Raw genomic sequence first — 20,718 nt, 5'->3', positions numbered from 1 at the left:
CGCCCTCAAGACAACGCATAAACCTGGGGTCAAAGCAATAACCCCCTCGAGGTTTCTCGAGGGGGGCGAGGAGGGCAAGATACAACGGGGAGGGCAAGATGCAATCAGGGCTTAGTTGCTGGCCAGGAGCTGCGGTGTGGCGGTGACGGTCAGGCTCTGGCCCTCGCGCCAGATTTTGAGCGTGACCGGCTGGCCTGCGGCACCTTCCAGCACCCCCCGCAGGTCGTTGATGTCCTGGATGGGGGTACCGTTTACCTCCTGGATAACGTCCCCGTTCAGGCCCAGCTGCTGTACCGTGCCATCCGGGGCCTGCACCTGAAGGAACTTGGTGGGTGCTTTCAACCCGGCCTTCTCGGCGGGAGAGCCTTTTTCAACGCTCTGCACCATCAGACCATCCTCGGGCAGGTTATTGGCCTTCAGGGTCTGGGGATTGTAGGCGGCCAGGGGTACCACCGATACCCCAAGGCGTGGGCGGGAGGCCAGAATCTCCTTGTCGCTGATGTTTTTGCCCTGCTCGAGCTGCTTGAGGTACTGTTTGGCCAGGTTGATGGGAATGGCAAAGCCCACCCCAGCGTTCTGGGCGTTGCCAAATTGCCCGGACGGCGAGATGATGGCGGTGTTGATGCCGATGACCTGGGCCCTCGAGTTGAGCAATGGCCCACCAGAGTTCCCTGGGTTGATGGCGGCGTCGGTCTGGATCAGGGTGGGCACCAGGGCATCCACTGCGCCGGGGTTGCGGCGCACTGCCGAGACGATACCGGTCGAAACGCTGTAGTCGAGGCCAAAGGGATTCCCGATGGCGATGGTTTTCTCGCCTACCCGTACCTGATCGGAGTCGCCCAGCGCTAGGGGCTTGAGCAGCTCTGCAGGGGCCTGTACCTGGATAACCGCCAGGTCGAGTGGCTGGGCCGTGCCTAGTACCTTAGCGGTGTAGCTCTTGGGGCTGTCCTTGAATCGCACGGTGATCTGACTGGCCCCCTGCACCACGTGGTAGTTGGTCAAGATGTGGCCTTGCTTGTCGAGCACAAACCCCGAGCCAGTGCCCTGCTGGGGCTGGGGTTGCAGGAAGGGGGCAAAGGGCTGGAGGTTATCGGGCAGGCTGGCTGCCGGGTTGCTGCGCACCGAGATGTAGACCACCCCTTCGCTGGCGGTCTGGGCGATCTCCACAGTGTTTCGTTCATCGGACAGCAGACCCTGGAGGCTGCTCGGGACTGGACTGGGGGCCGTGCTGGACTGACCATGGCTAAACGCGAACCACAAGGCCGACCCCGAAAGCACCGCCACCGCCAGCAGGCTGGAGGTTTTGAGTACTGTGCTCTTCATGGCTGTTTCTCCTTGGCTTGCCTGGCAAGCACAGTCTGAAGGGTAGTCGGTCGTGGTTTAAGTTCGGTAAAGGTCGGCCAAGTTGGAAGCGAAGCCTGAGGGGTAGCCTTCCAGTTCAACTCACCCGACGGGTGGCTTTTCTGGATTGCTTTGTCGGCTCTCGTTGGTCGGGTTGATTCGTTTTCGTTTGGCGATGAACCAACCCCAATCTGCTATTGGGAACTCCAGATCCGCTGCCGTCACCGCCAGATCAACACCTGCACCCAGCATCTGACCTTTGGCCTTCTGATCTACCTCTACCTGAAAAAGCTGAAACTGCAGACCTGTTCTGGTGTGTTTGTGCTCCGTCGCAATTTCTCGCAAGTTGACCCTGGACAGGAGTGACCTGTACACCTTCCTGGACACGGCTGTTTAAGTCTTGCGTAAGTTTGAGTAGGAAGGGCGGGTTGAGATACCAAGCCCAGCTTGCTCACCAGGTGAAACTGCTTTGCATGAAGGTGGCCTCGAGGTGCACCGGCCAAATCCGATCCAGGAACAGGGTGTGGTTGGTAACGGTTTCGCTGGAGATGGGCTTGGCCGCGAGAAGGGCGCTCAGGGCTTGGCTTCCGGCAAAGGCCGTGGCGTACAGCTGAACCCCCTGGCCTGACGCAGGCACCACCCCGGAGAAACCCGGGGCATTCTCCAGATCCACGTAGTAGGTGGAACTGCTCCCCAGGGCTCCCGGGCTCAAGTAGTGCCGCCAGTTGCGCACCCCCGGCTCTTCCAGGGAGAGGGCATAGCCCAGGAAGGAAAGGCCGGGGCTGAAACCTCCGGCGCTAAGATTGCTGAAGGTGGGAAGAGCCGTGGCGGTGTGGGTCTGGTTGCCCGAGAGGCTCAGGGGGGGCACGCCGAGGTTCAGCGTGGCCCCAGCGGCCACCGCCGGGTCCATGGCATTCATCCGCCAGAAGGCGTAACTAAACCCATGGTAGGTCCAGAACTGGAAAAAGTCTTTGGCCGAAAGGCTGGGGCGGCCCACCCCCTGGGTTCCTCCGGGCCAAGCAGCCAGGGGGAGCTGGACGGAGGTGGTGAGGATCAGGCCAGCCTCGGAGAGGAAACCGGGAGGGGCGGTGACGGTTAGGGTTGGGGTGACGGCCAGGGAGATGGGCCCTACCAGGGTTGTGCCCGGCCCTACGGAAATGGGGCCGGTGCGACCAAAGTACGGAGTTCCCCCGCTGTCTACCCCGAAGACCCCCACCTCGCGCCCGATACCTTGGGGTAGGGGCAGGCCAGAAAAGGCTGCCCCGCTCAGGGAAACCTGGCCCCGGGCGGAGGCCGCGGTGCCGCTTTGAAGGGCCTGGCTCAGACTGCCCCCAACCGTTACGGTAGGACTGGCATAGGCGCTGGGGCAGCGCACCACAAGGCTCGAGGAGAGCTCCGCCCGGCTCAGGTCCAGGCTGGCGTAGGACTGGGTGGAACCGCTGCTCGGACAGCGAAAGGCCACCTGGAAACGGGTTCCTGGGGGGATGGGTAGGTTCCAACTGGTCTGGGAAAGGGGTAAGGCGTTCCAAGGCAGGCCAGCGGTAGAGGGGGGAGGGCCCAGCCGCCAGGCCCCGGCGAGGGGCTGTAGGGGCTCCCCGAGCCCATCCACCAGGGTTACGTTCAGGGCCTGAGGCCCGCCGCCCGAGCAGGCGGTCAGGAGTGACAGAAGCAAGAGGAGAGGCCAAAAACGCTTCATAGATTCCCTTTATTGCCCGCTGTAGCTGGGATTTATCGTGCCTATCTTGATCTCATCAAGAGCGACCTCGCAGAAGAGGCCCGAGGGTTGGGTGTGCAAGGCCCCAAGCCAAAGCGGTAGGGTATTGTTGGTGACACCACTAGGCGCAGTGAAGGTACCCGCAGGGCTTCCGTTTACGTAGAAGGCTCCATTAGTACCATCTACCTTCACCGCTACCTTAGCCCAGGTGCCACTAGAAGGAGGATTGAAGTTAGCAGAGAAGGAGTTAGAAAAAAAGGTTTGATTCCCCAGCCTAAAAGCCGCCCGAACCACTCCTGAGCTCACTCCTTCCAGGTAAAGGGCGTATCCGTTCTGGGTGGCCTGATCCCATTTGTCCAGCACAGGATAGAAGGCTAAAGCCCCACACCCCACTGGGGCCACCCCGGCTTCCAGGTATAAGCTCCCGTAGGAGAGGTTAAGGTCTGGGGTAGAAGGTACCTCAACCCAAGTATTCCCGTTGCCAGGGAAGTAGAGGGCCCCTCCCACCTGCCCGCTGACCTGGGTCGGGCCGCTGAAACTAGGCCAGGCCGCCACGGGGCCGGGTTTGGGTGCGCCCTGGTTAAAAATTGGGTTTGCCACCACATCCGCCACACTGGTGGCTCCTGGGGCCTCGTTCAAAGGCCAATGGGCTACAAGGCAGATTGCGGTAGTACACGGGGCTGCTGGGCTGCACCCCGCCATCAGCCCGGCGAGTAAAAAACCCAAACCCATTGCCAAGATCACGTTCTTATGCTGCACGGGATTCCTCCTCTGGTGGTTTGTATGGCTGGTTATGTGGATCATTGCCGACTCAAGGAACCTGGCTCAGGTCGAGCATCCCCGCTCCCACCGCCTGGGCCGGGTAGGGCAGGGGTTTGGCGTGCTGCTGCAGGGTCTGCTGAAGCTGGGCCGGGGTTAGGGTGGGCTGGGCCTCGAGCCACAGGGCCATGGCCCCGGCTACCAGGGGCGTGGCAAAGGAGGTACCGGTGCAGCTGCCCGTTGCCCCTCCCGGCTGGACGCAGTCCAGGTCCGTGCCGGGCGCGGCCAGGTCTACGTACGAACCCTGGGTGCTGTAGGGGGCCGGCTGCCAGCCCGTCGGGGAGGCTTGCAGGGCCCCCACCGCCACCAGCCCTGGCAGGTCAAAGGCCGCCGGGTAGTGGGTCGGGCTGCCCTGGTTGCCCTGGTTGCCGGCTGCCGCAGCCACCGGGAGGCCCTGGCCTAAAGCCGCCTGCAAGGCCAGCTTCAGGGCTTCTACCGGGGTGTCACCCCCCAGGCTCAGGCTGAGCACGGTGGGGCCCTGGCGGTGCTGAACCACCCAGCACACCCCCCGTACCACCCGGCTGGCCCGGCAGACCCCGCCGGCGTCGCAGACCCGCAGCGGCAGGATTCCGGCCTCGGGGGCCACCTCCTTGACCAGCCCCGCCGCCCCGGTGCCGTGCCCGCCGGGGAAGGCATCCTGAGGGATGGCATCGTCTTCCACAAAGTCATACCCGGAAAGCTGGGGAACCGCGGGGTCTACCCCGGTATCCAGCACCGCAACCTGCACCCCCTGGCCCCGGTGGCCCCGGCTCTGGGCCAATGGGGCCCCCACCTCCAGGCCTCCCTGGGTTGCGCCCAGACTCCAGAGGCTCTCAGGGTCGGCTTTATAGCTGGGATCCTGGGCCTCGAGTTCGGCCAGGGCCCGGCCCAGGGTCTCGCCGCTGTAGCCCAGCTCGGCCAGGGCGAAGCCACAACCTTGCAGGCTGTCCAGCCGCACTAGGGTAAACCCGGTGGGGAGGCGGGGGGTCTGGCCCAGGGGCAGCCGCAGCAGCACCCGGCTGGGATCCACCGTGCCCAGCACCGAGAGCACCCCCCGGGCCTCCTGCCCTTCACTCACCACCCGCACCGGCTGGGGCCCCCCCGGCAGGCCCGGCACCCTGAAGCGCAGCTGCCCAGCCTCACGCCCGGTGACCAGGGCCTCTACCCCGCCCACGTAGACCCGCGTGCCCTGGCTGCTGAGGCCCACAAGCCGGGCCTCCACCTCCTCTCCAATGGCCGCGCGGGAGAGTGAGAGCGATACCGAGGGGCCCTGGGGCGCACATCCCACGCCCCAGAGCACCAGCCAGGCCAGCCAGAAGATCCGAAAACCCCTCTTCATCTCGTATTCCTTCGGTCAGGAGAAGGCTCTCGCCTCCCAGATCCAAGACCCAGATCGGCATGGCTAGGGGAGGCTCAGGTTGCTTCCCCCCACCGTGTAGGCGCCGGTGGCGATGGCCAGGGCGATATCGGTAGTGGCGGTGAAGGAGGCCGGATTGCTTTCATCCAGGCTCAGCACGGGGTTGGGCGAAAGCAGCGCGCTTACCGAAGCCTGAACGCTGCTGGCGTTGGCAAAGGGGGTATAGCTCAGCAGGCTGGCCAGGTTGGGGAAGGAGTAGGTGGTGTTGCTGCCCAGCCAGCCCTTGCCCAGGGTGACCTGGTAGATCAGGGTGGCGTCCTCCAGCTCGATCCGATAGGCTTTTAGATTGGCTCCGCCGTAGCTCAGCCCACTGACCGTGGGGTGGGCCAGCGCGCTCAGGCTGAGGCTGCCCGAAGCCCAGGGGTTGGGCAGGGTGAGGGCAAGGGCCCCGCCGGAGCTGCCCTTGTAGCGCTCCAGCACGTTGCCGCTATTCCCAGCCACGGCGAAGGCCACGTAGCGGTCCCCACTCCCGAACCCGCTGACCGGGCGGTAGCTGAAGCTGGCCGCTGCCATCCCGGTGGCATGCCCCACCTGGCCCAGGCCCCGGTTGTCACTGCTCAGATAGATCACCGCTGCGGTGCCATAGGTGGGGGTAAAGCCGCTCGGAACGCCGACCGAGAGGTTGGCCGGTGCGAGGGCATCGGCTGCGGCAAGAGAGGTACTGCTCGAGCCCCCATTGCTGATGTTCACATTTCGCAGCACCTTGGCGGCCTTGTAGTTGGTGGGGTTGCCTGAGGCGCTCACCGTCACCAGCAGGTCTTGGGTGCTTGCGGGGGCGGTCAGGTTTACCGCCACCGGATTGGCCGGGTTGAGCACGTTGCCCCCGGCGCCAAAGCCTTTTCCGCTGACCGTGACCGTGTCCCCTGCGACCACCCCCGGCACCCCCGAGACATCCACGTTGAGGGTGTAGGCCACCGTGCTAGGGTTAGGTTCGCTGCAGGTCACCTTGGGGTTGGATAACTCCGCGGCGGCGGCCTGAATCACCTGCACCTCGGTAGCCATGCCAGGAACCGGGGGGTTGCAGCGCACTGCTACGCCGTAAACGGTATTGCCGCTCAGGTTGAAGGTATAGGTGTTGCTGCTGTTTGGCGTAAAGGCCGTCCAGGCCCCGCTGCCCAGCTGGTAGCTGGCCGCATACCCCAGGTTCTGGTCATCCACCACGGTGAGGCTGATGCTGCTGGGGGGCGGGCTGCTGCCCCCACCGCAGGCCGCAAGCAAGAACCCGAAAACCAGGAGCAGAAGACGAGAGGTGTGTTTCATCGGTTCTACCTCCACGGGAAACCTTAGCAAACTCACCCTTAACGGGGTCTGAACGCCTCCAGCCGACCCCGGTAACGCTCGGCTAAAACGGCGTAGCGGGCCTCTTGCAGCAGGGCGATGGCCTCCTCGAGGCTCGCCGGGTCGCTCCTGAGCTCGGCCAGGTTGGCCAAGACTGCTGCGGTGAGCATCCACTCCCGCCCTTCTCGGGCCAGGGCCAGGGCCTTGCGGTAGGCGGCCTCGGCCTCCTCAGGCTTGCCTTGCCGGTGAAAAAGCGCCCCCAGATTGTTCCAGGCCCGGCCCTCCGCCTCCAGCACCCCGGCCTTTTGCGCGGCCTCGAGGGACTGCCGGTACAACTGCTGGGCTTCCTCGCTGCGCCCCTGACGCTCCCGCACCACCCCCAGATTGAGCAGGGCTCGAGCCTGCAGGAGAGGCACATCGCCAGCAGCCTTCAAGGCCTCGCCCAGCACCGCCTCGGCTTCCGGGCTGCCCTGCTCAAACAGCGCCACCGCCCGGTTGTTCAGGGCGTCTACCTGGCGGGCGGTCTCCGCCGCGGCCAGGAAGCGCACCGCCGCCCGGGCAAACAGATCTGCCGCCGAGCCAAACTCCCCCCGGCTGAAGGCCAGCAAGCCCTGGAGGTTGAGGGCCTCTCCCTGGGCCCAGCTGCTCCCTTGCAGGGCTTCTTGGATCTGGGCCTCGGCCCCTGGCTGGCCCAGGCGAAACAGGAGGTTTCCCCGCACGGCGGCGGCCTCGGCCCCCTGCAAACCCGACTCCTCCAGCGCTTCCAAAGCCTCCTGATACCGGCCCAGCCGCTCCAGCGCCCGGGCTCGCAGGAGCTGTACCTGGGGCTCCAGGGCCAACCCTTGCAGCAGGCGCAGGCTCTCGGCAGGGTTCTCAGAAAGCATCCTCCGGGCCTCTGCTAGAAGGGCCTGTCCGGCTCGCTCCTGATCCTCTGCGCTCCATAATGCCCGCCCTATCTGGTAAAGAGGCAGAGCCCCTCGCAGGGGCAGCCGCCTGGCTAGGGTCAGGGCTACCTCCTGGGCCTCGATCGGTAGCCCGACTGAGGTACCGGGGGTCAGCCCCTCCAGGGGTCTAGCCTGTCCGGTTCCGTCCAGGAGCCGCTCTTCGTAGAGCCGCTCGAGGGCCTCGGGGTTCAGCGATAACACCTCGCCCGCCCGTCCGGGTAGCAGAAAGTAGGCCCAGTAGGCCATGCGCACCTCACGCGGCAGGGGCTCGAGGCTAGGCGGGGTGGGTTCGTGCGCTTCCAGGGCATGGCGCACCCCACCCAGTCCCAGCGCCTCACCCATGAGGGTCTGGCCCCTCTCGGGAAACCCCAGGGCAAACCAGGCCCTGGCCTGCGCCACATAGCCCCGGTACACCTCCAGCGCAATACGTTCACGGGTATCCCAGATCCACTCCTCTAGCTCCTCCCCCAAGGAGATCTCTACCCCTTCCAAAAAAGCCCCCCGGTAGAGCCCGCGAACCTCAGAAAGCCGCCCTTCGCATAGGGCCCGGTGCAGGGGCTCCAGATCGGTGGGGATCACTGCCCTCAGCGCCTCCTCCCCCTCAATGACTCTAAATGGGCGAAGCTGACTCAGGGCCACCGAAAGGTTATTCAAAGGATCCTGAGCTTCGGGCCAGAACATCTCTGCCAATCTACGGCGGGGCTGGCTTCCTTCAATGGCCAGATAGGCGACCAGCAGCAGCGGTTTGATCCGGCTAAACGTTTCTCCCTCAAGGTGTAGTCCGCCTAGCGTGCGGAGCATGCTTTTCAAGCTACCAAATGCTGCTCCCCTTTTGCGCCCAAATGAACTACGCAGCATGCTTTTATAGGAGGTTGATTCAGGGCCTTCTGAAAAAAAGCAGGTAGAGTGCTGCAAATGCCAGAACAATGCCGATGTTGACAGCCAGTCGAACCCAGAACCGGTCCCTCAAAAACAGGTAATCTACCGAAACTACCACGACAACCAGAGCCAGAACATAAAGTGCTATCTGCAAAGTTTTTGACATGAGTCAACCTCGATTAAGCTTCTATCCTACGCTCTGCGCGAGCAGATACAGGTTCAACCCGATGATCACCGCTGCTGTCAGCCAGCCCACCCCCTTGATGGGTCTGCTGATCACCAGGTCGCCCATGAGCCGGGGGTTGCCGACGAACAGGAGCAGGGGCACCAGGGCAAAGGGAATGGCGAAGGAGAGCACTACCTGCGAAATGACCAGCACCTGGGTGGGGTCGAAACCCAGGAGAATCACCGCAAACGAAGGAACCAGTGTCACCAGCCGCCGCACCCAGAGGGGAATGCTGAAACTCACAAAGCCCTGCATCACCACCTGGCCGGCCAGGGTGCCCACGGTGGTGGAGGACAGACCCGAGGCCAGCAGGGCTGCGGCAAAGACCCCTGCCGCCAGCGGCCCCAGCAGGGGAGAGAGGGTCTGGTAGGCAGTGGTGATGTCGGCAACGTCGGTGCGGCCCGTGTGGTGAAAGGTGGCAGCAGCCGCTACCAGCATGGCCATGTTCACAAAGCCCGCAATGGAGAGGGCCAGCACCACGTCCATGTTGCTATAGGACAGCAGTTTACGCTTTTGCACAACATCCAGGACGGGAATGCGCTGCTGCGAGAGGGCCGAGTGCAGGTAGATCACGTGGGGCATCACGGTGGCGCCCAGGATGCCCACTGCCAGCAGTATGCTCTCGCTGCCCTTGAACTGCGGTACAAAGCCGGTCACGAGCCTGGGGTCGGGGTGGGCGAAAAACAGCTCCAGCACATATGCGCTGGCGATCACCCCCACCAGTACGGCGATGGCCGCCTCGAGCGGGCGGAAGCCGTAGCGTTGCAAGCCCAGCAGCGCAAAGGTGGCCAGCGCCCCCAGCACGGCCCCCCAGACCAGGGGAATGCCCAGCAGCAGGTGGAATCCCAGGGCGGCCCCGATAAACTCGGCCAGGTCAGTGGCGATGGCCGCGAACTCGGCCTGGATCCAGTAAAGATAGCGTGCCCAGGGCCGGTACTCCTGCCGAACCACCTCGGGCAGGCTTTTCCCGGTGGCAACGCCCAGGCGGGCCGAGAGGCTTTGGATCAGCATGGCCATCAGGTTGGAGAGGAGCACCACCCACAACAGCAGGTAGCCGAACTGGGCCCCGGCCTGGATGTTGGTGGCGAAGTTGCCGGGATCCATATAGGCCACACTGGCTACGAAGGCCGGGCCCAAAAAGGGCAATATTCGGGCCAGACCACGTTTCTGGGAGTGGCGTTCCAGTACTCGCAGGGCCTCTTGCTGGGTTTGTTGGTCGCTCAGGGGGCCGTGGTTGAGCATCCGGCTACCTCGGCTTGGGGCCCTCGCGCCGGTAGGGAAGAGGTACGTACTGCACGCTGGGGCGGTTGCCCCTGGGCTGGGGGTAGAGCTCCATCAGGTTGTAGACCTCGGCGGGCATTTCGGTAGAAATGGGCAGGCCCATGCTTTTAGCTTCCTCGGCGCTGATGGGATAATCGTGGGTCCAGGTGCCCTGGGAAAGTTTGTGGGCCAGGGCCTCGGCCTGGGTTTCGTCCAGGTGTTTTTGTAACAGGTTTCTGGCGGTGGCTTTAACCTGTAGCAAGGCCTTTCGGGCCTGGTCGGCCATGATCAGGGTTTCGTCGTCAATTTTATCGATGGGCTTCTGCTCCAGCACCTTCAGAATGGAGACGGCGGGATACTGCCCAAGCTGGGGATCTACCGGGCCCAGCACTGCGTTGGCGTCCATGACAATTTCGTCGGCAGCCAGGGCAATCAGGGTACCCCCCGACATGGCGTAATGAGGCACAAAGACCGTGACTTTGGCCGGGTGGCGCAGGAGGGCCTCGGCGATCTGTTCGGCAGCCAGTACCAGGCCGCCTGGGGTGTGCAGCACCAGGTCGATGGGCACCTGGGGGTCGGTGAGTCGAATGGCCCGCAAGACCTGCTCGGAGTCGTCAATGTCAATGTAACGCGAGAGGGGCAGCCCCAGCAGGGCAATGGCCTCCTGGCGGTGAATCAGGGTGATGAGCCGGCTATTCCGGCGACGCTCCAAAGCCTGGAGGCTGCGGGCTCGAGCCAGCTCCAGCATCTGCCGCTGAAACAGGGGACTCAGGAACGAAAGCAGCAAAAATAGCCAGAAAAGGTTGTTCAGGATTTCCATGCGTAAACCTCCATTACATTGCGGGGTGGCCTGGACGGTATGTCGGGTCGCTACCTGACACCCTTATCTTGACGTAATGGCGGCCAGGGCCAGAAGTCCTCGAGCCAGAGCTTTAGGGCCGCGGTCAGCGGTACCGCCACCAACATCCCCAGCACCCCGGCCAGCCGTTCTCCAAGTAGCAGGGCCAGCAGCACCGTGACCGGGTGCAGCGAGGTGCTCTGCCCCACCAACAGAGGGGCCAGCAGGTGCCCCTCAAGCTGGGCCGCACCCAACAGCACCAACAAAGCCTTGAGCACCATCAGCCCCCCCAGCGGGAGGGCGGCAAACACCACCATCACCGCGCCCAGGGCCAGGCCCAGGTAGGGAATGAGCTCCAGAACCCCCACCAGCATGCCCAGCGGTAAAGCCAGCGGCACTCCCAGCAGGCCCAGGCCCAGCCCCACCAGCACCCCCAGGCTGAGGGCTACCAGCAGTTGTCCCCGGAAGTAGCCCATCACGGCCCGCTCGAGGTAACCCACCCTCCGCTCGGCCCAGGCCCGCCCGGACATCGGCAACCGCTGGAGCAGGCTCCGGCCCATGCGAGGGCCGTCGGCCAGCAGGTAGATAAAGAGCACCACAAAAGCCGCCAGCTTGACCGCCCCGCCAAACAGCAGGGTCAGGGCCGGAACCAGCCCGCTCTGGGCGAAACTGCCCAGCCGCGGGATTAGCTCGGCGGAGAGGCCCTGCAAGAGCTGCCCCAGGCTGCCATAGGCTTGCTCGAGGGCTCCCACCAGCCAGAGGGGCAGGCCAGAGGCGTGCAGCCATCCGGGTAAGCGGTTCCACCAGTCGGCCAGATGGCCTGCCGCGCCGGGCAGTGTGGCGGCGTACTGGGCCAGTTGCTCGGCGACCCGCACCAGCTCTACCCCCAGCAGACCAAGCCCCAGGCTCAGAAGCAGCAGAGTCACCCCCAGGGCAAGGCTACGGGGCAGCCGGAGGCCCTCGAGCCGGTCTACCAGCGGGCGCACCAGGGCCGCCAGCAACAAAGCCCCCAGCAGAATCCCCCACAGATCGGCAGTCAGGTACAGGAAACGGGCTGCCAGCAGGAGCAGCAATAGCCCGGTTAGCCCTCGCACGTAGGGGTTTTTCCACAAGACCACCAGACCCTCGAGCACACCTCAGGCTAGGGGCCATGGCTAAAGGTTTGGTAAAGAAACGGTAATGGCCGGGAAGTTGGGTTTAGCTCAAGAAGATGGGGTAGAGCGTGCTTGTCTGTACGTGAAACTGGCGGGTTTTCGAGCGCTCGAGCACGCCGCCCGTAGTGCGCTCTGGGTGGCTTTCATCCAACCCTCAGGCGCTGCAACCTTCCTGCAAGGTACGCAGGCTACCTTGGGCACGTCCGGGCAGGAGCCCGACAAGGAGGAAAAGATGAAACGGTACGGAAAAGCAATCTTGCTGGCGGCATCGGCCCTCTTGAGCCTGGCAGCATTTGCCCAACAGACCGGGCAGAGCGGCACCCAGCACCCCAGCTATACCGGCAGCCTGCGGGTTCAGGAGAACCTGAGCGCCCAGCAGTACCAGGCCATGGCCAAGGTCTCCATGCAGGATGCCATCAAGGCCGCCCAGGCGGCGCTGAACAGCACCGCTACCCCCACCAAGGTCAAGCTTGGAGTGGAAAACGGCTACCTGGTCTGGGAGGTGGTCATCGCCGGGCAGGAGGTCAAGGTAGACGCGGGCAACGGCAAGGTGCTGCACCAGGAGGCCGTTGGAGCCGAGGAGGATAACGACGGCGAAAGCGAGGGTGAAAACGACTAAACCCCCTCACCGCAACGGGTGGGCTGCTCGAGGGCGGCCCACCCGGCGGGCATTTACCAAAGCTTTACCCAAACTACCCAAGATGTCTGCGAGGTTTTCTATGCCTAAGGGGCTCGTTTGGCCAATAATCGGTGGATTGATATTTGCCCTCGGGCTGGTGGGGTGCCAATCGCGGCCTCAGGCAACGACCGCCACCCCGCCACAGCCGCAGCCCTCGAGCTCCCTCTCCAACCCATCCTCTGCCTTACGGACGGGCCTGCCAGGGATGCCTCCGTATGACCCCAACAACATCTATGCCTTTACCCAGGCCGGAATGCTGGCCCCAGCGGTAAGGGGTTTCCTCGAGCGGGTCTATGTGCCCGACGGGAAGGGCAACCGGCTCTACCTGATAGACCCCAAGATCTACCGGGTGGTGGACAGCTATCCGGTGGACGCTGTGCCCCAGCACGTGGTGCCGGCCTACGACTTCAAGACCCTCTACGTGGTGAACGACGTGGGCCAGACCATCATTCCCATAGATCCCCAGACCGGAAAGCCCGGGCCTCGCATCCGGATTCCCGACCCCTACAACCTCTACTTCACACCCGATGGAAAATACGCGCTGGTAGTGGCCGAGGTCAAGCAAAGGCTCGACTTCTACGATCCCCAGACCTGGCAGCGCAAAAGCTCGCTCAAGGTTCCCTGCAAAGGGATCAACCACATGGACTATAGTGCCGACGGACGCATACTGATCGCCGCGTGTGAGTTCAGTGGAGACCTGCTCAAGATTGACGCAGCGGCCCAAAAGGTGCTGGGTAAGCTGCACCTGGGAGGGATGCCCCAGGACGTCAAACTCTCGCCCGACGGGCGGATCTTCTACGTGGCCGATATGGACGCAGGGGGTGTGCACCTCATTGATGGGGAAAGGTTGGTGCGGCTAGGTTTCATCCCAACCGGAAAAGGCGCCCATGGGCTCTACCCCAGCCGCGATACCCACTATCTCTACATCTCCAACCGCGGGGAAGGCTCGGTGAGCGTGCTCGAGTTCGCTACCCGCAAGCTGGTGGTCAAGTGGTGGATTCCCGGCGGCGGCAGCCCGGATATGGGTGGGGTTACCGCCGATGGCAAGGAGCTCTGGCTTTCCGGGCGCTACCACGGCGAGGTCTATGTCTTCAACACCGACCCGGTCAAAGGCGGGCTGACCCACCGCATCAAGGTGGGGCAGGGGCCCCATGGGCTGGCGGTCTATCCTCAGCCGGGCCGGTACTCCCTGGGGCATACGGGGGTGACGCGGTGAGAGGGTGGGCGCTGGCGGTTTTGCTGTTGGGGCTGGGATGGGCCGCCCCAGCCCCAATCACCCACGGCCCCCGCCAGGCCCCACGGGTGGCCCTGACCTTCGATACCGATATGACCCATGGCATGTGGCAAAACCTCAAGACGGGCCGGGTCAAAAGCTACAATCCCACGGAGCTGTACCGGCTGCTCGAGCAAAACCAGGTCAAGACCACCTTTTTCTTGACGGGCCTGTGGATAGAGACCTACCCCGAGCAGGCCCGGAAGCTCGCTCAGAACCCCCTCTTCGAGCTGGCAAACCACAGCTACAGCCACCCGGGCTTTGCCCAGCCCTGCTATGGCCTTCCCAGCGTGGAACCTGCTAAGAAAGCCGAGGAGATACTGAAGACCCAGCGCTTGCTGGCGCAGCTTGGGGCCAGGAGCAGCTACTTTCGCTTTCCTGGAGGCTGCTACACCCCCGACGACCTGGCCCTGGCGGCGCGGCTGGGGCTGCGGGTGGTGCACTGGGACGCAGCAGGCGAAGATGGCGGGCAGACCAACCCCGACGTCATCGTACGCAACGTGCTAAGCCGGGTGCAAAACGGTTCCATCATAGTTTTGCACGGGCAGGGCGGGCCGCGCCTACCGGCGACAATACCGGCGCTGCAGAGGTTAATTCCCGCTCTGAAAGCTCGAGGGTTTGCATTTGTTACGGTGTCGGAGCTGCTTTCTTCCCAGGCTCGATAAACAGCGCGGAGTACAAGAACCCCGGGACCACACCCTGAACCCCAAAGGAGCATCCAGGATGACCCGACCCATTTATCACTTTTTCCGGCAAGGCCTTCGCCTGGCCCCGCTCTGGCTACTGGCCCTCCTGTTTCTGAGCCTTCTGGCCTTTGTGGGCCTGGCCGAGGATGTGTACGAGCGGGAGGGCTTTTTCTTCGATGCGCCCATCCTGGCCTTTTTTCATGCGCAGCAAAGCGATTTCTGGAACGGCCTGGCCCTGGCCTTTACCGGTTCGGCCTCGGCCCCGGTGGCGGGCGGACTAGCCTTGCTCGTTTTGCTGATGGCCTTTCGGAGGCGGTTGGACTGGCCCCTTTTTGCCCTGGGTTTCGGCGGGGCTATGCTCCTGAACCTGGGTTCCAAGCTCTTCTTTGCCCGTACCCGGCCCCAGCTCTTTCCGCAGCTCACCCCGGAGCATGACTACAGTTTTCCCTCTGGCCACACCATGGCCAGCCTGGCCCTGGTGCTGGCCCTGTATGCCCTGCTCGCGCCCGGCCATCCCCGCCTGGCCCGCTGGGTGCTGGGCCTGGGGCTGCCCTGGGCCTTGCTGGTGGGCCTTTCGCGGCTCTACCTGCAGGTGCACTACCCATCGGACGTGCTGGCGGGCTGGGCCCTGAGCTTCCTGTGGGTGGGGGGTGTGGCGCTCTGGTACCGCTGGGCCAAAAGGGCGCGGTAGGGGTGCTATGCGGATCCTCCTGGTCGAAGATGACCCCGAGGTGGGGGCGCTGGTCAAGGAGACCCTCGAGGCCGAGCCCTACGCGGTGGACTGGGCCCAGGATGGCGCGGAAGCCCAGGGGCTGCTGGAAGGCTTTCCCTACGACCTGGTGGTGCTGGACGTGGGCCTGCCCCGGCGGGACGGCTTCAGCCTGCTGGAGCACCTGCGGGGGCGCGGGGACGGGCTTCCGGTACTGATGCTGACCGCCCGCGACGGCCTGGACGACCGGGTGCGCGGCCTGGAGGCCGGGGCCGACGACTACCTGGTCAAGCCCTTTCACTTGCGCGAGCTGCGGGCGCGGGTGCGGGCCCTGCTGCGCCGCTCCAAGGGGGTGGCCCAGAACCGGGTCGAGGTGGGACGGCTCACCCTCGATCTCAAGGCCAAACAGGCCTGGTGGAACGGGGCGGCGCTCGAGCTCTCCGCCAAGGAGTGGCTGATCCTGGAGTTCCTGGCCCTGCACCCTGGGGAGTTCTATCCCCGCGAGCTGTTGCTGGAACACGTCTGGCCGGGCGAGGCCAGCATTGACCCGCGCAGCCTGGACCCCTACATCTCCCGCCTGCGCCAGAAGCTAGCTCCGGAGGCCATCGAGACCCAGCGCGGGCTGGGCTATAAATTGCTGGGATGAGCCTCCGCCTGCGCCTGACCCTCTTCTACACCCTGCTGGTGGCCGGGGTCTTGCTGCTAGCGGGGTTGGGGCTGCGCCTGGGCCTGGCCCGCATCCTGCAGGCCGAGCTAGATCAGCGTTTGCAGGAGGCGCTGGTGCTGGCCCAGCCCTGGGTCAACAGCGACAACGGGCGGCTCGGGTTCAGCCAGGAGGGCGAACTCCTGCCAAAGCTCCCGCCCGATATGGTCTTGCTGCTCTATGGCCCAAAGGGCCTGGCCGAGGGCCTGGGGCGCGCCCCCCACCCCCCACCTGCGCCACGGGTGGGGTGCTTTGCGGCAACCGGTTTTCGTTTCTGCGGAACGCGGGTAGACGGGGGGATGTTGCTGGCCGGGCGGCTCCTGGCGGGCCTCGAGGCCAGCCTGCGGGCCCTCGAGCGCGTGCTCTTCTGGGTGTTTCCCGCGGCCCTGGGACTGGCCCTGGCGCTGGGCTACTTCCTGGTGGGGCGGGCCCTCCGTCCGGTACGTACCCTGACCCTGGCGGCGCGGGAGCGGGCCCAGAGCCGGAGCTGGAACCGCCCCCTGCCGTTGCCCGTGGCCCGCGACGAACTCTTCACCCTGAGCCAGGCCTTCAACGCCCTGCTGGCCAGCCTGGGCCAGCTCATCGAAAACGAGCGCCGCTTCACCCAGGATGCCGCCCACGAGCTGCGCACCCCCCTGACGGTGCTCTTGGGGCGGCTCGAGCAGGCCCAGGAGAAAAACCACGACCCCCAGGTGGCGCAGGCCCTGGACTCGGCCTACCGCTCCACCCAGCGCCTGCTGGCCCTGGTGGAAAAGCTGCTGCAACTGGTTCGGGCCGAGGCCGGGCAGGGGCTGGCGCGGGAAAGGGTAGCCCTGAACGAGTTGGCTGCCGAAGTGGCGGAAGACCTCCTCCCCCTGTTCGAGGCCAAGGGGCTTGCGCTCCGGGTCAGCCTGCCTGAAAGGCCGCTCCTGGCCACCGGGGATCGGCTGGCCCTGGGGCTGGCCCTGCGCAACCTGCTGGAAAATGCCCTCAAGTTCACCCCGGCGGGCGAGGTATGGGTGACCCTGCGCCAGCTGGGGGCCGAGGCGCTGGTGGAGGTGGAGGACACCGGCGGCGGCATCCCTGAGGCCGCGCTTCCGCACCTGTTTGAGCGCTTCTACCAGGCCCAGGTAGAACACCGCCGCAGCGGGAGCGGCCTGGGGCTGGCCCTGGTGGCGGCCATTGCCCGCTGGCACGGGGGCCGGGTCGAGGCGGCCAATGGGCCCAGGGGGGCGCGGTTTCGCCTGTGGCTACCCATGCAGGCCAGCACCACACACTGACCTTTACCCAATCTTTACCCTGTGCGCTTACACTGCCATTCTATGAGGTATCTATGCGCGTCCTGTTGGTAGAAGACGACCCGCGCCTGGCCGCGCTGATTGTGGAGGGCCTGAGCGACGATGGCTTGATGGTGGATCATGCGCCCAATGCGGCCATTGGACGGGGCATGGCCGAGCTCGAGCTCTACGACCTGCTAATTCTGGATGTCATGCTTCCCGAGGGGCCGCAGGCGGGCTTCGAACTGGCCCGGGTGTTACGAAGCCAGCGTGACAAGACCCCCATCCTCTTCCTGACCGCCCGGGGGGATATGGACTCCAAACTGGTGGGCCTCGAGACCGGAGGGGACGACTACCTGACCAAGCCCTTCGACTTTCGCGAGCTCCGGGCCCGCATCCGTGCCCTGGTGCGGCGGGCCCGGGGCGAGGCTGCCAACCTGATTCCCCTGCCGGGGGGCTTCACCCTCGACCTGGCGGGTCGCCAGGTGCTCAAAGATAACCAGCCCGTTCCCCTCACCCCCCGCGAGTATGCCCTGGTGGAGTGCCTGGGGCTGAACCCAGGCCGCGCCTACTCCCGCAACAGCCTGATTGAGCGGGTCTGGCCGGGGGAGAGCGAGGTGGATACCAAGGTGGTGGATGTTTACGTCTCCAGCCTGCGGCGCAAGCTGGGCGAGGCGTTCGTGGAAACGGTGCGGGGCCTGGGCTACCGCCTGGGCCGTATGGAGGGTGTGCCTTGAGCCTGCGCCTGCGACTGACCCTCTACTACGGGTTGGTGCTGGTTGCGGTTCTAGTCGCTAGCGGATTTCTGCTTTACGCGGTCTTTCATACGGCGCTGCACCAGACCCTGGATCAGTCGCTACAGGAGACCGCTACCATCACGGCGGCGGAATTTCGGATTCATACCACCTCACCTGAGGATTCCAGCGCCCTGCAGAGCCGTTTTCCAGGAGCCACCGTACTCACCGTGTATGACGCCGAGGGGAACCCCCTCTTTCGTCTGGGGAGGCCCTGGGTACAGGTCGAACTCAAAAGCGGCTTCATGACCGTCCAGCAGACCCGGATTTACAACCACCCGCTTTCCAATGGCGGCATTGTGCAGGTGATGCGATCCCAGGAAGAGGCCCTGCAAACCCTGGATCGCGCCCATCAGGCGCTGCTCTGGGGTTTGCCCGTGCTGCTGATGGTGGCGCTGGGAGTGGGGTATGTATTAGCCGATCGCTCGCTGCGCCCGGTGGATCAGGTCACCCGGCTGGCCGCGCAGATTGCGGCCTCTGGGCGGTATGGAAGGCGGGTTCCCGAGAGCCCGGGCACGGATGAGATGGCCCGCCTGACCCAGACCTTTAATGCCATGCTCTCGCGCCTCGAGCGCTCCATCGAGCGCGAGAAGGCGTTTGCCCTGGCCGCAGCCCACGAGCTTCGCACACCGCTGAGCCTGCTACAGGGCCGGGCCAGCCTGAGCCTGGAGAAGCCCCGCACCCCCGAACAGTACCGCGAGGCCCTGGCCCAGATCGGGCGCACCGCCGAAGACCTGGCCCAGGTGATCGAGGCCCTGCTGCTCCTGGCCCGTACCCACCAGCCCGCAGAGCGGCAGCCAGTGGATCTCGACTTGCTAGCCCTGGAGGCCCAGGAGTCGCTGGAGCCACTGGCCAAAGAAAAGCAGGCCCGGGTGCTGCTGGAGCTCGAGCCCACCCCCTACCAGGGCCAGCCCCTGACCCTGCGCACCGCCATCGCCAACCTGCTCTCCAATGCCCTGAAGTATGGCCCCGTGGGTGGGCGGGTCTGGCTGCGTACCCGCCAGGAGGGCCCTCTGGCCGTGGTGGAGGTGGTCGATGAGGGGCCCGGCATCCCACCGGAGCAGCTCGAGCGCCTCATGCAGCCCTTTCAGCGGGGTACTGCCACCCAGGGGGTGAGGGGGGCCGGACTGGGCCTAACCCTGGTAGCAGCCATTGCCGAGCAGCACGGGGGCCGGCTGGTGCTGCAAAAAGCCCGCGAGGGCGGGCTGCTGGCCCGGCTCGAGCTCCCCGCTGGAGAGGCTTTGTAATCCAGGTGTTTCCCGTTACACGGACCCTGTGCACAGCCAGCGATGCAAATCAATCCCGCACTTCGACACACAGACCCGATTCAATCCTGATTGAAGTGTGACAGGCTTGAACCTGCCAGGAGGAGGTACCTGATGCCAAAAACCCATATAGAACAGCATTTTTCTGGTTCCGAGACAGTGCGGGATGTGGTGATTGGGATGTCCGATGGGCTCACGGTGCCGTTTGCGCTGGCAGCGGGTCTGGCAGGGGCCGTGGACTCCAACTTTGTGGTGTTGGTGGCCGGGCTGGCCGAGGTGGTGGCGGGCTCCATTGCCATGGGCCTGGGGGGTTATCTGGCGGCCCGCACCGAGGCCGACCACTACCGGGCCGAACTCTTGCGGGAAGAACGCGAGGTACGTGAGCTGCCTCAGGCCGAGACCGAGGAGGTGCGGGCGGTCTTTCGGCAGTACGGCCTGGAGGGCGCGGCCCTCGAGCAGGCCACCGAGGCGGTGACCCGAAGCCCTCAAGTCTGGGTTCGCTTCATGATGAAGGAAGAGCTGGGCCTGGAGGCGCCTGACCCCAGGCGCGCCTTGCGAAGCGCCCTAACCATCGGCGGCTCCTACGTGGCCGGTGGGGCCATTCCTTTGCTGCCCTACCTGCTTCCTCTTTCCATCGAACAGTCCTTGCTGGTAAGTGCGGGCGTGACCCTGCTGGCCCTGGCGCTCTTTGGCACCTTTAAGGCCCGCTTTACCGGCCTGCCCTGGCTCAAGGGGGCCTGGCAGACCGTGCTGGTTGGGGGGCTGGCGGCGGGTGCGGCCTACGGGCTGGCCCGGTTGGTCAGCGGTTTTGGCCACTAGGGGCCCTGGCGTGCTTCGGATTCGTCCCGTTCAGCCCGGCGACTACCCAGTGCTGGCCGATATTGCCTATGCCACCGGGTTTTTCGGCGGCTCGGCGGAGGTTTACTTTCCGGCCAGGGCGCTCTTTAGCGAGCTCTGGGTGGGGCCCTATCTGGGGCCTGCGGGTGCGTGCGGCCTGGTCGCCGAGGCAGAGGGTAAAGTCCTGGGCTACATCCTGGGGAGCATGGATCCCTGGCGGTACCGGCTTTACTACCTCCAAAGGCTGCCGCGCTGGCTGGCCTGGGCCGCGCTGGGCCGGTATCCGGGGCTGGGGGGTAGCCTGCGCTATCTGCTGCGAGCGGTGCGGTATCCCTCGAGGGCGGCCCCCTGAACCTGTACCCGGCCCACCTGCACCTGAACCTGTTGCCGGAGGCGCGGGGCAGGGGACTGGGGGAGCAGCTCTTGCGGGCGCACTTAGGGTGTTTGCGGGCTCGAGGGGTTTCCGGGGTTCAGCTCTCCACCACCGAGGAAAACACCACCGCCCTCGCCCTGTACCGCAAAATCGGCTTCCAGGAGTACGCCCGCTGGGAAAGCCCTCTCTGGACGCCCTGGCTGGGGCGGCCTGTGGTGCACCTGACCCTGGCGTTTCTTCTGAATGGTAAAGATTTGCAAAGGAATAGTTTTGCTTGACAATAGTTTCATTTGA

21 protein-coding genes are annotated in these 20,718 nt (G+C 64.8%); 11 read left to right on the top strand and 10 right to left on the bottom strand.

The window, feature by feature from the left end; translation table 11 throughout:
• Positions 1 to 111: 111 nt before the first annotated feature.
• The 10 genes from Mrose_RS01415 to Mrose_RS01375 form a co-directional block, all read right to left on the bottom strand.
• Positions 112 to 1,323, bottom strand: coding sequence for a S1C family serine protease (locus Mrose_RS01415; protein WP_119275641.1), 1,212 nt, complete (start codon positions 1,321 to 1,323; stop codon positions 112 to 114).
• 120 nt (positions 1,324 to 1,443) lie between these two features.
• A complete protein-coding gene (locus Mrose_RS18530; RefSeq protein ID WP_147371545.1) occupies positions 1,444 to 1,728 on the bottom strand; it encodes a hypothetical protein in 285 nt (94 codons plus the stop codon).
• Between the two features lie 64 nt (positions 1,729 to 1,792).
• Positions 1,793 to 3,037 (bottom strand): ArsR family transcriptional regulator, encoded by a 1,245-nt coding sequence (locus tag Mrose_RS01410; protein ID WP_119275640.1) that lies wholly within the window; start codon positions 3,035 to 3,037, stop codon positions 1,793 to 1,795.
• Positions 3,038 to 3,046: 9 nt separating this feature from the next.
• Positions 3,047 to 3,757, bottom strand: coding sequence for a LamG-like jellyroll fold domain-containing protein (locus tag Mrose_RS01405; protein ID WP_243455210.1), 711 nt, complete (start codon positions 3,755 to 3,757; stop codon positions 3,047 to 3,049).
• Positions 3,758 to 3,866: 109 nt separating this feature from the next.
• A complete protein-coding gene (locus tag Mrose_RS01400) occupies positions 3,867 to 5,192 on the bottom strand; it encodes a S8 family peptidase (RefSeq protein WP_119275639.1) in 1,326 nt (441 codons plus the stop codon).
• A 63-nt stretch (positions 5,193 to 5,255) separates the two neighbouring features.
• Positions 5,256 to 6,530: a peptidase S8 and S53 subtilisin kexin sedolisin gene (locus Mrose_RS01395; RefSeq protein WP_119275638.1), complete on the bottom strand. Its 1,275-nt coding sequence runs from the start codon at positions 6,528 to 6,530 to the stop codon at positions 5,256 to 5,258.
• Positions 6,531 to 6,568: 38 nt separating this feature from the next.
• A complete protein-coding gene (locus Mrose_RS01390; protein ID WP_119275637.1) occupies positions 6,569 to 8,293 on the bottom strand; it encodes a tetratricopeptide repeat protein in 1,725 nt (574 codons plus the stop codon).
• 265 nt (positions 8,294 to 8,558) lie between these two features.
• Positions 8,559 to 9,839 (bottom strand): Nramp family divalent metal transporter, encoded by a 1,281-nt coding sequence (locus Mrose_RS01385; protein WP_119275636.1) that lies wholly within the window; start codon positions 9,837 to 9,839, stop codon positions 8,559 to 8,561.
• A gap of 4 nt (positions 9,840 to 9,843) precedes the next feature.
• Positions 9,844 to 10,677, bottom strand: coding sequence for an SDH family Clp fold serine proteinase (locus tag Mrose_RS01380; protein WP_119275635.1), 834 nt, complete (start codon positions 10,675 to 10,677; stop codon positions 9,844 to 9,846).
• A gap of 50 nt (positions 10,678 to 10,727) precedes the next feature.
• Positions 10,728 to 11,828, bottom strand: a complete 1,101-nt coding sequence (locus Mrose_RS01375) for an AI-2E family transporter (RefSeq protein WP_119275634.1) — start codon at positions 11,826 to 11,828, stop codon at positions 10,728 to 10,730.
• A 253-nt stretch (positions 11,829 to 12,081) separates the two neighbouring features.
• Between Mrose_RS01375 and Mrose_RS01370 the strand changes: the two genes are divergently transcribed.
• From Mrose_RS01370 to Mrose_RS19270, 11 genes are all read left to right on the top strand, one after another.
• Positions 12,082 to 12,468 carry a PepSY domain-containing protein gene (locus tag Mrose_RS01370; protein ID WP_119275662.1) on the top strand — a complete coding sequence of 129 codons (387 nt, stop codon included), beginning with the start codon at positions 12,082 to 12,084 and terminating at the stop codon, positions 12,466 to 12,468.
• Between the two features lie 265 nt (positions 12,469 to 12,733).
• Positions 12,734 to 13,744, top strand: a complete 1,011-nt coding sequence (locus Mrose_RS01365) for a YncE family protein (RefSeq protein WP_208015348.1) — start codon at positions 12,734 to 12,736, stop codon at positions 13,742 to 13,744.
• Positions 13,741 to 14,466: a polysaccharide deacetylase family protein gene (locus Mrose_RS01360; protein ID WP_119275632.1), complete on the top strand. Its 726-nt coding sequence runs from the start codon at positions 13,741 to 13,743 to the stop codon at positions 14,464 to 14,466. The genes Mrose_RS01365 and Mrose_RS01360 overlap by 4 nt, the downstream gene beginning before the upstream one ends.
• Positions 14,467 to 14,524: 58 nt before the next feature.
• Positions 14,525 to 15,178 (top strand): phosphatase PAP2 family protein, encoded by a 654-nt coding sequence (locus Mrose_RS01355; RefSeq protein ID WP_119275631.1) that lies wholly within the window; start codon positions 14,525 to 14,527, stop codon positions 15,176 to 15,178.
• A 7-nt stretch (positions 15,179 to 15,185) separates the two neighbouring features.
• Positions 15,186 to 15,842: a response regulator transcription factor gene (locus Mrose_RS01350; RefSeq protein ID WP_119275630.1), complete on the top strand. Its 657-nt coding sequence runs from the start codon at positions 15,186 to 15,188 to the stop codon at positions 15,840 to 15,842.
• Complete coding sequence (locus Mrose_RS01345; RefSeq protein ID WP_119275629.1) at positions 15,839 to 17,158, top strand: sensor histidine kinase; 1,320 nt, start codon at positions 15,839 to 15,841, stop codon at positions 17,156 to 17,158. The genes Mrose_RS01350 and Mrose_RS01345 overlap by 4 nt, the downstream gene beginning before the upstream one ends.
• Positions 17,159 to 17,211: 53 nt before the next feature.
• Positions 17,212 to 17,892, top strand: a complete 681-nt coding sequence (locus Mrose_RS01340; protein ID WP_119275628.1) for a response regulator transcription factor — start codon at positions 17,212 to 17,214, stop codon at positions 17,890 to 17,892.
• A complete protein-coding gene (locus tag Mrose_RS01335; protein WP_119275627.1) occupies positions 17,889 to 19,196 on the top strand; it encodes a sensor histidine kinase in 1,308 nt (435 codons plus the stop codon). The genes Mrose_RS01340 and Mrose_RS01335 overlap by 4 nt, the downstream gene beginning before the upstream one ends.
• 132 nt (positions 19,197 to 19,328) lie before the next feature.
• Positions 19,329 to 20,033: a VIT1/CCC1 transporter family protein gene (locus Mrose_RS01330; protein ID WP_119275626.1), complete on the top strand. Its 705-nt coding sequence runs from the start codon at positions 19,329 to 19,331 to the stop codon at positions 20,031 to 20,033.
• Positions 20,034 to 20,043: 10 nt separating this feature from the next.
• On the top strand, positions 20,044 to 20,403 hold the full coding sequence (locus Mrose_RS19275) for a GNAT family N-acetyltransferase (protein ID WP_245969398.1): 360 nt from the start codon (positions 20,044 to 20,046) through the stop codon (positions 20,401 to 20,403).
• A 71-nt stretch (positions 20,404 to 20,474) separates the two neighbouring features.
• The gene (locus tag Mrose_RS19270; protein WP_245969397.1) at positions 20,475 to 20,702 is read left to right on the top strand and encodes a GNAT family N-acetyltransferase; all 228 of its coding nucleotides are present in this window, start codon (positions 20,475 to 20,477) and stop codon (positions 20,700 to 20,702) included.
• The last annotated feature ends 16 nt before the right edge of the window (positions 20,703 to 20,718 follow it).

This window comes from Calidithermus roseus (genome assembly GCF_003574095.1).
GTDB lineage: Bacteria > Deinococcota > Deinococci > Deinococcales > Thermaceae > Calidithermus > Calidithermus roseus.
This window is presented reverse-complemented; position numbering and strand designations above follow the sequence as displayed.

What these genes read in the sequence shown, in the direction of transcription:
- Mrose_RS01415 (WP_119275641.1), bottom strand. Translation starts at nt 1,323, where the DNA reads ATGAAGAGCACAGTACTCAAAACCTCCAGCCTGCTGGCGGTGGCGGTG.
- Mrose_RS01410 (WP_119275640.1), bottom strand. Translation starts at nt 3,037, where the DNA reads ATGAAGCGTTTTTGGCCTCTCCTCTTGCTTCTGTCACTCCTGACCGCC.
- Mrose_RS01405 (WP_243455210.1), bottom strand. Translation starts at nt 3,757, where the DNA reads ATGGCGGGGTGCAGCCCAGCAGCCCCGTGTACTACCGCAATCTGCCTT.
- Mrose_RS01400 (WP_119275639.1), bottom strand. Translation starts at nt 5,192, where the DNA reads ATGAAGAGGGGTTTTCGGATCTTCTGGCTGGCCTGGCTGGTGCTCTGG.
- Mrose_RS01395 (WP_119275638.1), bottom strand. Translation starts at nt 6,530, where the DNA reads ATGAAACACACCTCTCGTCTTCTGCTCCTGGTTTTCGGGTTCTTGCTT.
- Mrose_RS01390 (WP_119275637.1), bottom strand. Translation starts at nt 8,293, where the DNA reads ATGCTCCGCACGCTAGGCGGACTACACCTTGAGGGAGAAACGTTTAGC.
- Mrose_RS01385 (WP_119275636.1), bottom strand. Translation starts at nt 9,839, where the DNA reads ATGCTCAACCACGGCCCCCTGAGCGACCAACAAACCCAGCAAGAGGCC.
- Mrose_RS01380 (WP_119275635.1), bottom strand. Translation starts at nt 10,677, where the DNA reads ATGGAAATCCTGAACAACCTTTTCTGGCTATTTTTGCTGCTTTCGTTC.
- Mrose_RS01370 (WP_119275662.1), top strand. Translation starts at nt 12,082, where the DNA reads ATGAAACGGTACGGAAAAGCAATCTTGCTGGCGGCATCGGCCCTCTTG.
- Mrose_RS01365 (WP_208015348.1), top strand. Translation starts at nt 12,734, where the DNA reads ATGCCTCCGTATGACCCCAACAACATCTATGCCTTTACCCAGGCCGGA.
- Mrose_RS01355 (WP_119275631.1), top strand. Translation starts at nt 14,525, where the DNA reads ATGACCCGACCCATTTATCACTTTTTCCGGCAAGGCCTTCGCCTGGCC.
- Mrose_RS01350 (WP_119275630.1), top strand. Translation starts at nt 15,186, where the DNA reads ATGCGGATCCTCCTGGTCGAAGATGACCCCGAGGTGGGGGCGCTGGTC.
- Mrose_RS01345 (WP_119275629.1), top strand. Translation starts at nt 15,839, where the DNA reads ATGAGCCTCCGCCTGCGCCTGACCCTCTTCTACACCCTGCTGGTGGCC.
- Mrose_RS01340 (WP_119275628.1), top strand. Translation starts at nt 17,212, where the DNA reads ATGCGCGTCCTGTTGGTAGAAGACGACCCGCGCCTGGCCGCGCTGATT.
- Mrose_RS01330 (WP_119275626.1), top strand. Translation starts at nt 19,329, where the DNA reads ATGCCAAAAACCCATATAGAACAGCATTTTTCTGGTTCCGAGACAGTG.